Source organism: Paraburkholderia sp. BR14374, assembly GCF_040948685.1.
GTDB classification, from domain to species: Bacteria; Pseudomonadota; Gammaproteobacteria; order Burkholderiales; family Burkholderiaceae; genus Paraburkholderia; species Paraburkholderia youngii.
Genome location: NZ_JBFPKF010000014.1, coordinates 76,341 through 86,561 on the forward strand (window position 1 = coordinate 76,341; position 10,221 = coordinate 86,561).

General features: G+C 63.6%; 8 protein-coding genes. 3 read left to right on the top strand and 5 right to left on the bottom strand.

Annotation, left to right across the window (positions count from 1 at the left end; genetic code table 11):
• Nucleotide 1 precedes the first annotated feature (1 nt).
• Genes sucD through AB3X86_RS26875 form a run of 3 tightly spaced genes read left to right on the top strand, consistent with a single transcriptional unit; the run spans nucleotide 2 to nucleotide 4,835 of the window.
• Nucleotides 2–907: a succinate--CoA ligase subunit alpha gene (gene sucD, locus AB3X86_RS26865; protein WP_368598349.1), complete on the top strand. Its 906-nt coding sequence runs from the start codon at nucleotides 2–4 to the stop codon at nucleotides 905–907.
• Complete coding sequence (locus AB3X86_RS26870) at nucleotides 885–3,797, top strand: phosphoenolpyruvate carboxylase (protein ID WP_368598350.1); 2,913 nt, start codon at nucleotides 885–887, stop codon at nucleotides 3,795–3,797. Before sucD ends, AB3X86_RS26870 begins: the two co-directional genes overlap by 23 nt.
• Before the next feature lie 54 nt (nucleotides 3,798–3,851).
• Complete coding sequence (locus AB3X86_RS26875; protein ID WP_176368162.1) at nucleotides 3,852–4,835, top strand: CoA ester lyase; 984 nt, start codon at nucleotides 3,852–3,854, stop codon at nucleotides 4,833–4,835.
• Between the two features lie 86 nt (nucleotides 4,836–4,921).
• On the opposite strand, the gene folD is transcribed toward AB3X86_RS26875, so the two are convergent.
• Genes folD through glnT form a run of 5 tightly spaced genes read right to left on the bottom strand, consistent with a single transcriptional unit; the run spans nucleotide 4,922 to nucleotide 10,174 of the window.
• Nucleotides 4,922–5,821, bottom strand: a complete 900-nt coding sequence (gene folD / locus AB3X86_RS26880; RefSeq protein ID WP_368598351.1) for a bifunctional methylenetetrahydrofolate dehydrogenase/methenyltetrahydrofolate cyclohydrolase FolD — start codon at nucleotides 5,819–5,821, stop codon at nucleotides 4,922–4,924.
• Nucleotides 5,818–7,185, bottom strand: a complete 1,368-nt coding sequence (locus AB3X86_RS26885; RefSeq protein WP_176110947.1) for an FMN-binding glutamate synthase family protein — start codon at nucleotides 7,183–7,185, stop codon at nucleotides 5,818–5,820. Before AB3X86_RS26885 ends, folD begins: the two co-directional genes overlap by 4 nt.
• A gap of 15 nt (nucleotides 7,186–7,200) precedes the next feature.
• A complete protein-coding gene (locus AB3X86_RS26890) occupies nucleotides 7,201–7,899 on the bottom strand; it encodes a protein glxC (RefSeq protein WP_368598352.1) in 699 nt (232 codons plus the stop codon).
• On the bottom strand, nucleotides 7,887–8,795 hold the full coding sequence (locus AB3X86_RS26895; RefSeq protein WP_176368160.1) for an amidophosphoribosyltransferase: 909 nt from the start codon (nucleotides 8,793–8,795) through the stop codon (nucleotides 7,887–7,889). The genes AB3X86_RS26890 and AB3X86_RS26895 overlap by 13 nt, the downstream gene beginning before the upstream one ends.
• Before the next feature lie 50 nt (nucleotides 8,796–8,845).
• Nucleotides 8,846–10,174: a type III glutamate--ammonia ligase gene (glnT, locus tag AB3X86_RS26900; protein ID WP_184226723.1), complete on the bottom strand. Its 1,329-nt coding sequence runs from the start codon at nucleotides 10,172–10,174 to the stop codon at nucleotides 8,846–8,848.
• Nucleotides 10,175–10,221 lie beyond the last annotated feature (47 nt).

Genomic DNA, 10,221 nt, shown 5'->3' on the forward strand with positions numbered 1-10,221 from the left:
CATGAGCATCCTGATCGACGAAACCACTCGCGTCATCGTACAGGGCTTTACAGGTGACAAGGCCTCATTCCACGCGAAAGAGATGATCGCTTATGGGACGAACGTGGTCGGCGGCGTGACTCCCGGCAAGGGAGGAAAGCATCACCTCGAGCGCCCCGTGTTCGACACCGTGAAAAACGCCGTGAGCGAAACAGGCGCAACTGCGAGCCTCGTGTTCGTGCCGCCCCCTTACTGCGGCGACGCCATCATGGAAGCCGCCGACGCGGGCCTGAAACTCGTCTGTGTGATCACGGACGGCATTCCGGCGCAGGACATGATGCGCGTGAAGCGCTATCTCCTTCGCTATCCGAAGGAGACCCGCACCATGGTGGTCGGTCCGAACTGCGCGGGCATCATCAGCGCGGGACGCGCGATGCTCGGCATCATGCCCGGCCATATCTACCGCCGCGGCAATGTCGGCATCGTCTCGCGCTCGGGCACGCTCGGTTATGAAGCCGCTGCGCAACTCAATGCGCTCGGCCTCGGCGTCACCACGAGCGTGGGCATCGGCGGCGACCCGATCAACGGCAGTTCGTTTCTCGACCACCTGAAATTGTTCGAGCAGGACCCCGAAACCGAGGCTGTCGTGATGATCGGGGAAATCGGCGGCCCGCAAGAGGCTGAAGCGGCCAGGTGGGTCAGCGAGCATATGACCAAGCCTGTCGTCGGCTATGTAGCGGGCTTGACCGCGCCCAAAGGACGGCGCATGGGACATGCGGGCGCCATCATCTCGGCAGCGGGCGACAGCGCGGCCGAAAAAGCGCAAATCATGCATTCCTACGGCCTTGCGGTTGCGCCCAGCGCGTCCGACCTGGGTTCCACGGTTGCTTCTGTGCTCGAACAAAATGTCACGCGCCGCGTTGCCTGACTGGGGCTATGGCACAGACACACAGTCCGACTCGCCGCGCGTCGAGACTGTGCGCCCCCTCCATGTGCTCGGACACACCGCCGACGACGGGCTGCACAAGCTCGCAACGGCCTCGGCGTCCTTGCCCACGCTCAGCGCGGAGAACTATGAGCACGCAGTGATCGACCTCCTGTTGCAACTGTTGTGCGACGTCGCGCGCGCCCGTCAGCCCGAGGTGGAACGTGCTTTGCGCGGCGAGTCCGCACACGAGTCGATGAGCGAACTGATGCACGAACGGATGAACGATCGCACCGCGCGCGTCGTCCTGCGACGCATGCTGCAAGCCCAGGGCATGTGGTTCCAGTTGCTCAGCATCGCCGAGCAGAGCACCGCAATGCGCCGGCGCCGCGAGATCGAGATCGAAGGCGGCTACGACCGGCTGCCCGACTCGTTTGCACGGGTCATCGCCGAAGTCGCCGGCGCCGGCGTCCCCGCCGCCGCAGTACGCCACGCGCTGAGCCATCTGAAAGTGCGGCCTGTGCTGACGGCTCACCCGACCGAAGCGAAGCGAGTCACCGTGCTCGAAAGCCACCGGCGCATCTACCGGCGTCTAATGGAACTCGAATCCCCGCGCTGGACGCCGCGAGAGCGCTATACGCTCGTCCTCGCGCTCCGCAACGACATCGAGCTCTTGTGGATGAGCGGCGAATTGCGGCTTGAAAAGCCCACCGTTGCGCAGGAAGTCGCATGGGGACTGCACTTCTTCGGCGAAACGCTTTTCGAAGCCGTGCCGCAACTCATCGATAAGCTGCAGAGCGCGCTCGAGCGCTGTTATCCGGGCGAGCAATTCGACATGCCGCGCTTCTTCCAGTTCGGCTCGTGGATAGGCGGAGACCGCGACGGCAATCCCTTCGTCGATGACAGCGTCACACGCGCTACCTTGCACGAGCACCGGGCTGCGTCTCTCAAGCGATACCGGCTACGTCTCGTCGAGTTGACGCAGATGCTCAGCATCACGTCCGAAGCGCTGCCCGTACCGGACAGTTTCCACGCAGCGTTGGCTCGCGCGCTGACGCGCAGCGGCGAACCCGGGCCGATCGCATCGCGCAATCCTGGGGAGTTGTTCCGGCAATACCTGACCTGCATCCTGCGCCGCCTCGATGCGACGCTTGCCGACACCAATCAGGCGAGCCACGGTTCGCCGGTTCCGGGCGCATACGCGAGCGCGGATGATCTGGCGGCCGATCTGCTCGTGATCGAGCAGGCGCTACTCGCGACACAAAGCCAGCAGCTCGCACGGATGCTCGTGCGGCCGTTGCGTCATGAAGTCGAGACGTTTCGCTTCAGCACCGTGCAACTCGACCTGCGCCAGAACACAACGGTCATCGGGGAAACGCTGCGCGCGCTGTGGCGCGCGACATGCGGGACCGCGGGCGAACCGCCCGCGAGCGACTCGCCCGAATGGAAAGCCTGGCTGATCGGCGAACTGGGAAAGCCCTCGGAGAGCGAAGCGCAAAGGACCCGCCGTTTCGAATCGCTGCCGCCCGACGAAGCGCAGACACTGCAGATGTTCCGTACGGTGCTCGAAATGCGTCAACGGGTGGACCGTCATGCGTTCGGCGCGTTCATTCTGAGCATGACGCATCGAGCGAGCGATGTGCTCGGCGTCTATCTGCTGGCAAAGGAGGCCGGCCTCTTTTCCGACTGGCTCGGCACCGAGAGCTGCACGTTGCCCGTCGTGCCCCTGCTCGAAACCATCGACGACCTGCGCCGGGCACCCGAGATACTGCGCGAGTTGCTGGCAGTGCCGATGGTCCGTCGCAGCATACGCGCGCAAGGCGGCGTGCAGGAAGTCATGATCGGCTACTCCGATTCAAACAAGGATGGCGGCTTTCTCGCCAGCAACTGGGAACTGTCGAAGGCGCAAACGAAGCTCAAGCGGCTTGGCGACGAGCTTGGCGTCACGATCGCGTTTTTTCATGGGCGCGGTGGATCGGTTAGCCGCGGCGGCGTTCCCGCTGGCCGCGCCATTGCCGCGCTACCCGCCGGTTCGGTCAATGGACGTTTTCGCGTCACCGAACAGGGTGAAGTGGTCTCGTTCAAATATGCGAATCGCGGCACGGCGCAGTATCACGTCGAATTGCTGGCATCGAGCGTGCTTGAACATACGCTGAAGTCCGAGCGGGAGGACGCATTGTTGCCCAAGGGCGAATTCGACGAGGCGATGGAAGCGCTCAGCGGCGCGTCGCGGGCAGCGTACGTGAAGTTCATCGAACAGCCTGGCATGCTTGCGTATTTCCAGGCCGCCAGTCCGCTCGAAGAACTGTCGATGCTCAACATGGGCTCGCGCCCTGCCCGCCGGTTTGGCGCAAAGAGCCTCGAGGATCTGCGTGCGATTCCGTGGGTGTTCGCATGGGCGCAGAACCGGCATGCGCTCACTGGCTGGTACGGCGTCGGCAGCGCGATAGAGGGCTTTCTCGCGGTACGGCAGGAGCGCGGCGCCGAGCTGCTGCGGCGGATGTTCGACGAGTCACGGGTGTTCCGGCTCGTCATCGATGAAGTCGAGAAAACGCTGGCACAGGTGAACCTGGTTATCGCGCGCGAATACGCGAGCCTCGTGCAGGATGCCCACATCCGCGACACGATCTTTTCGCAAGTCGAAGCCGAATACCGGCTCACCGTGAAGATGGTGCAGGCCGTCACGGGTTCGGCCGGCCTGGGCACGCGCTTTCCGAAGTTCAGCGCCCGCCTGCAGCGGCGCGTGCCCGCCATCGACCTCATCAGCCGGCAACAAGTCGAACTGCTGCGCCTCTACCGCACGGCGGAGACCGAACGGCAGCGCCGGGCCTATCAGGTGCCCCTGCTGCTTTCCATCAACTGCATTGCGTCAGGCTTCGGCGCGACGGGCTGAGCGCCCTTGCGCCGGTCCGCGCCGCGCCTATTGGACAACCCAGGAGATTTCACTATGAGTTTCACTGTCATCGAGCAGGCCAAAGCACGGTTGCACCGTTCCGAGTTAGCCGTCCCCGGTTCGAACACCGCGATGTTCGAAAAGGCCGCACGTTCGGCCGCGGACATCATCTTCCTCGACTGCGAAGATGCCGTCGCGCCGGACGACAAGGAGCACGCACGCAAGAACATCATCGAAGGACTCCACGACATCGACTGGGGAAACAAGACGATGATGGTCCGCATCAACGGACTCGACACGCATTACATGTATCGCGATGTCGTCGATATCGTCGAGGCATGCCCGCGCCTCGACATGATCCTGATCCCCAAAGTCGGCGTGGCTGCCGACGTGTACGCCGTCGACATGCTCGTCACGCAGATCGAAACGGCACGCAATCGCACACGACGGATCGGCTTCGAGGTGCTGATCGAAACCGCGCTCGGCATGGCGAACGTCGAGAGCATCGCTCAGTCGAGCCGGCGGCTCGAAGCCATGTCGTTCGGCGTCGCAGACTATGCGGCCTCGACGCGCGCACGCACGACGGTGATCGGCGGCGTGAATCGCGATTACGGCGTGCTCGCGGACAAGAATGAGCGCGGCGAACGCGACTACTTCTGGGGCGATCAGTGGCATGCCGCACAAACGCGGATGATGGTCGCCTGCCGCGCGTACGGTCTGCGTCCCATCGACGGACCGTTCGGCGACTTCAGCGACCCCGATGGCTACATTGCAGCAGCCTGCCGCGCCGCCGTGCTCGGCTACGAAGGCAAATGGGCCATTCATCCGTCGCAGATCGAACACGCGAACCAGGTGTTCACGCCCGCCGAAGCGGAAGTGACGAAGGCGCGCCGCATCATGGACGCCATGGCGCAGGCCGCGAAGGAGGGCAAAGGCGCGGTATCGCTGGATGGCCGCCTGATCGATGCCGCCAGCATCCGGATGGCCGAGGCGCTGCTCGCGACGGCCAGCGCGATCGGCAACGACAGCAGCCGTTAGCGATCCACGGGCGTGGGTGGCGGAAAACAAAAAGGGCGTCCGCAGGGCGCCCGAAACACACTGAATCAAGGAGAATACTTTGCCGCCTAACTTGCCGGCACCTGCCAGAACGGCTGCGGCGGGTGAAACGCATGGCCGTCCGCAAACCGTTCGGCAGAGCGCAGCGTGTTCTCGATCAGCATCGTGACCGTCATCGGACCCACGCCGCCCGGCACCGGCGTGATCCATGCCGCCCGCTCGCGCACGGGCTCGAAGTCCACATCGCCGACGATGCGCCCGTCCTGCATCCGGTTGATCCCGACGTCGATGACGATCGCACCCTCCTTGACCATTTCGGCCTTGATGAGCCCGGGCTTGCCCGCCGCGACGACGAGAATATCGGCGTGGATCGTGTGCTGTGCGAGGTCCCGCGTCTTCACGTGGCAAACGGTGACCGTCGCTTCCTTCTGCAGCAACATCAGCGCCATCGGCTTGCCGACGATATTGCTCGCGCCGACTACCACGACGTTTTTCCCCGCCACGTCGATGCCCGTCGTCTCGAGCAGGAGCTGCACCCCATACGGCGTACAAGGCGGAAAAATCGAGTCGCCCACCACCAGCGCGCCGACGTTGTACAGATGAAAACCGTCGACGTCCTTGTCGACCACGATGCCTTCCAGCACGCGCCGCACGTTGATCTGCGCCGGCAACGGCAGTTGCACAAGAATGCCGTGCGTGCTGCGCTCGACGTTGAGGGCGGCAATCCGGTCGAGCAGTTCCGCCTCGCGGCAGTCCGCGTGAAAGCGATGCATGAACGAGCGGACACCGCAGTCCGCGCACGCCTTCACCTTGTTCGCCACGTACAGCTCGGACGCGGCGTTGTCGCCGACCAGCACCACCGCGAGACCGGGCACGACACCTCGCGCGGCCAAGGCCGCCACGCGCTCGCGAAAGCGCGTGCGCAGACGTCGCGCGAGGTGGCGGCCGTCAATCAGTTGCGCCGTCATCGTGCGCCGTTCACGCCGGGGATCCAGTTGGTCCCGGCTAGCGGCACACGGGCCATCGCCGCTGCTTCGACCGTGAGCGCCACGAGGTCCTCCAGCTCCAGGTGGTGCACGTTCTGCTTGCCGCATGCTCGCGCGATCGTCGTCAGCTCCATGTTCAGCGTCTTCAGATAGTTCTTCAGGCGCTTCGCGCCGACATCGGGTTTCAGCCGCTCCTGCAACACGGAGTCCTGCGTCGTGATGCCCACGGGACACTTGCCCGTGTGGCAATGGTGGCAGAAACCAGGCGCCGTGCCGAGTCGCGCATAGTCGTCGAGCGCGTTGACATGGTGGCCGTCCTCGACGTACGAAGCGCTATTGCAGCCGAGCGACACCAGCACCCCCTGACCGATCGCGACGGCGTCGGCGCCCATCGCCAGCGCCTTCGCAATGTCGGCGCCGCTGCGGATGCCCCCGGAGATGATGAGCTGCACCTGCCCCTTCATGTTGAGGTCTTCGAGCGCGTCGACGGCTTGGCGCAGGGCGGCAAGCGTCGGAATGCCGACGTTTTCGATGAAGCAGGTTTGCGTGGCAGCCGTACCGCCCTGCATGCCGTCGACGACGATCACGTCCGCGCCGGCATGCACCGCAAGCTTGACGTCATTGAACGTGCGCGTCGCGCCAACCTTCACGTAGATGGGCTTCTCCCAGTCCGTCATTTCGCGCAGTTCGAGGATCTTGATCTGCAGATCGTCGGGGCCCGTCCAGTCCGGATGGCGCGATGCCGAGCGCTGGTCGATACCCTCGGGCAGCGTGCGCATCTTCGCGACACGCGGCGAGATCTTCTGGCCGAGCAGCATGCCGCCGCCACCCGGCTTCGCGCCTTGTCCGATCACGACCTCGATGGCGTCCGCCTTGCGCACGTCGTCGGGATTGAAGCCATAGCGCGACGGCAGGCACTGATAGACGAGCGTTTTCGACGACATCCGCTCTTCTTGTGTCATACCGCCGTCGCCGGTCGTCGTCGAGGTGCCCATCTCCGTGGCAGCACGGCCGAGCGACTCCTTCACATTGGCCGACAGCGCACCGAAACTCATGCCCGCAACTGTGATGGGAATCGCGAGTTCGATCGGCTTTTTGGCGAAGCGTGTGCCGAGCACAGTCTTCGTCACGCACTTCTCGCGGTATCCCTCCAGCGGATAGCGCGACAGCGATGCTCCGAGAAACAGAAGGTCGTCGAAGTGCGGCACGCGCCGCTTCGCCCCCAGGCCACGGATCTCATACAGTCCGTGTGCCGCGGCGTTCTGGATATAGTCGATCGTCTTGCGGTCGAAGCCCCAGGACTCTTCAGTGGCGATGTGTTTCATGTGTACGGGCTTGATTTCCATGGCGGGGTCCCTGGTTCAATATTCCTGATTCGCGTCGGCATTCCAGTGGTACAGCGAGCGAGCCGATGCCACGCGTCTGAATTCCTTGGGGTCGAACTCGGCGAATGCTGGGCCAGCTGCGCGCAACAGCTGTGCAACGGCTTCCACGTCGGCGCCTTGCATCGGCTCTTCACGCGCATCCGCACCCAGCGACTTGACCTTGCCGCGCACGTAGATCACCGCCTCGTACAACGAGTCGCCCAGCGCATCACCCGCATCGCCGCAGATCACGATCCGGCCGGCCTGCGCCATGAACGCCGAAAAGCTTCCGACCGATCCCTTCACGACGATGTCCGCCCCTTTGAGCGAGATGCCGCAACGCAGGCCTGCATCGCCTTCGATGACGAGCAGACCGCCGTGCGCGGATGCACCCGCCGCATTGGAGGCGAAGCCCTTCACGTGCACGCGCCCGCTCATCATGTTCTCGGCCACACCCGTACTGGCGCTGCCCGCGATCGTCACTTTCGCTTCCTTGTTCATGCCGGCGGCGTAGTAGCCCGCGTGGCCGTCGATCTCCACCTCGATGGGCAGATCGAGTCCCACGGCGATGTTGTGCGCACCATCGGGATTGGAGATGAACACCTTGCGCGTGCCCGCTTGCGCGGCCTCGCGATGCAGGAAGCCATTCACGTCCGTCACCGAGGCGGACGCCAGGTCGAAGTTCACACTGTCCATACGTACATCTCCTCTGGGGCCGGTTCGAAAACGCGCGCGTGCTTGATGTCGGGAAGGTGCGCGAGCGAGCGGAACTCCGAAGCAATGGCGACGAAGTCGTCCGTCTCGGCCACGACGGCCGGCTTGCACGCGAACGGATCGCGGATCAGTGCGAGCTTGTCCGGCGTGCCCATCAGGAACGTGTAGAAACCGTCGAGCTGCTCGAAGCCCTTTTGCAAGGCGGTTTCGAGATCGTCGCCCTCACGCAGCCGGTATTCGAGAAAACGGCATGCTGCCTCCGTGTCGTTGTCCGTGTCGAAGCGAATGCCATGCGGTTCGAGCATGCGCCGTACGCCGTTGGGGTTCGACAGCGAGCCGTTGTGCACGAGGCAAAAGTCTTCGCCAGCCGTGAACGGGTGTGCCCGATCGGGCGTCACGGCGGACTCCGTCGCCATACGCGTATGGCCGACCAGATGCGTGCCCGTCAGCCCGCTGAATGCGTAGCGGTCTGCGACCATGCCGGGCGTGCCCGTGTCCTTGTACAGGTCGATCATGCGGCCGGTCGACAGCACATGCAGCCGGGGATGTGTTTCGCGGATCCAGTGCTTGACCGTCTCGGGATCGATGGCGACGCTCAGGATCGCGTGATTGTCCTTCGCATGCACCGATGCCTTCGCGCCGAGATGCTCGTTCAACTCATGCGCGAGCCCCTGCCAGTTGAAGTCGGCGCCCTCATCGGTGAGGCCCGAGTAGAGGCTGATCTTGCGCACGCCGTCCGCAGTGGGCTCCGTGAACACGGCCAACCCTGCCGAATCGGGCCCCCGCTCCGTCATGCCCAGCAACATCGGCACCATCAATTCTCCGAGCCGGCCCCGCAGCTCGGGCTTTTTAACCAGTAGTCCTACAATTCCGCACATCGTTTTCTCCTCGCGATCACATTCAAATCGACAAACTGTCCTGGTTTTGGTCAGAAAAATTCGAGGTACGTCTTCTGTTCCCAGTCCGACACATGGCGCATGTACTCGATCCATTCCATGTTCTTCAGACGCAGGAATTCCCCGCCCGCCGGTCCCAGCGCTTCGAGCATCACTTCATCGTGCTCCAGTGCATGCAGCGCGGCCGAGAGGTTCTGCGGCAGGATGCTGATGCCGTGCTCATTGAGTTCCTGCGGGGACATTTCATAGAGATTGGCATTGCACGGCTTGCCTGGCTCCAGACGGTTCTCGACGCCATCGAGCCCGGCCGCGATCACGGCGGCGGTCGCGAGATATGCGTTGCAGGCGGCGTCGGGCAGGCGCAGTTCGATCCGGCCGCCCGGAATACGCACCATCGACGAACGATTGTTGTCGCCATAGCTCACGTAGGCGGGCGCCCATGTCGCGCCGGTCAAGGAACGGCCCACGACAAGACGCTTGTATGAATTGACCGTCGGGGCGCAGATCGCCGTGAGCGCCGCGGCATGCTTGAGAATGCCCGCCGTCCAGTGATACGCGAGCTTCGAAAGGCCAAGACCGTTCTCGTCGTGGTCGTCGGCGAAGAGGTTTTTCTTTCCGTCCGAAATCGACATGTGCATATGCATGCCGTTGCCGGGCCGGTTGGCGAAGGGCTTCGGCATGAACGAACAGATCAGGCCGAGTTCGTTGGCGATCTCCGCGGCCGCCATCTTGAAGAATACGTAGTGATCGCAGGACTTCAGGCAATCCGTGTACGTGTAGTTGATCTCGAACTGGCCGTTGGCGTCTTCGTGGTCGATCTGATAGACATCGATGCCTGCCTTGATGAGCGCATCCGTCAGGCGTTCGAGGAACTCGCGCGAGCGCGAGAGCCCCTTGTAGTCATAGCAGGGTTTGGGCAACGCGTCGGTGTGATCGCACGGCACGATCGCGCCGTCGGGGCCCTTGCGCAGCAGGGAGAACTCGGGCTCGAGGCCCGTGTTCAAAATCCAGCCCCGTTCTTCGAGACGCCGCACCTGCCTCTTGAGCGTCACGCGGCTTTCGAACGGCCAGGGTTCGCGCTTGACATGCCCATCGCACACGATGCGGGCGTAGCCCGGCTGCCATGGCACGAGTTGCAACGTGTCGATGTCGCCGACGGCCATGAAGTCAGGCCCCTGCGGATCGATACCGAGCCCCCATACTGCGAAGCCTGCGAAACCGGCGCCTGCCGTCAGAATGCTGTCCAGGTGAGCGGCGGGCACGGACTTCGTCTTCGCCACTCCGTGGATGTCGACGAACTGGGCGAGGATGTACTTCACCTCGTTTTCTGCTAGAAACTTGCGGGCGAATTCGGGGGTCATGTGAATGTCCTCAAACGTAATAAGTCCAGGGGTTTCGGAGAACGCTG

Coding starts and splice junctions, on each gene's coding strand:
- sucD (WP_368598349.1), top strand. CDS start 2: ATGAGCATCCTGATCGACGAAACCACTCGCGTCATCGTACAGGGCTTT.
- AB3X86_RS26870 (WP_368598350.1), top strand. CDS start 885: ATGTCACGCGCCGCGTTGCCTGACTGGGGCTATGGCACAGACACACAG.
- AB3X86_RS26875 (WP_176368162.1), top strand. CDS start 3,852: ATGAGTTTCACTGTCATCGAGCAGGCCAAAGCACGGTTGCACCGTTCC.
- folD (WP_368598351.1), bottom strand. CDS start 5,821: ATGACGGCGCAACTGATTGACGGCCGCCACCTCGCGCGACGTCTGCGC.
- AB3X86_RS26885 (WP_176110947.1), bottom strand. CDS start 7,185: ATGGAAATCAAGCCCGTACACATGAAACACATCGCCACTGAAGAGTCC.
- AB3X86_RS26890 (WP_368598352.1), bottom strand. CDS start 7,899: ATGGACAGTGTGAACTTCGACCTGGCGTCCGCCTCGGTGACGGACGTG.
- AB3X86_RS26895 (WP_176368160.1), bottom strand. CDS start 8,795: ATGTGCGGAATTGTAGGACTACTGGTTAAAAAGCCCGAGCTGCGGGGC.
- glnT (WP_184226723.1), bottom strand. CDS start 10,174: ATGACCCCCGAATTCGCCCGCAAGTTTCTAGCAGAAAACGAGGTGAAG.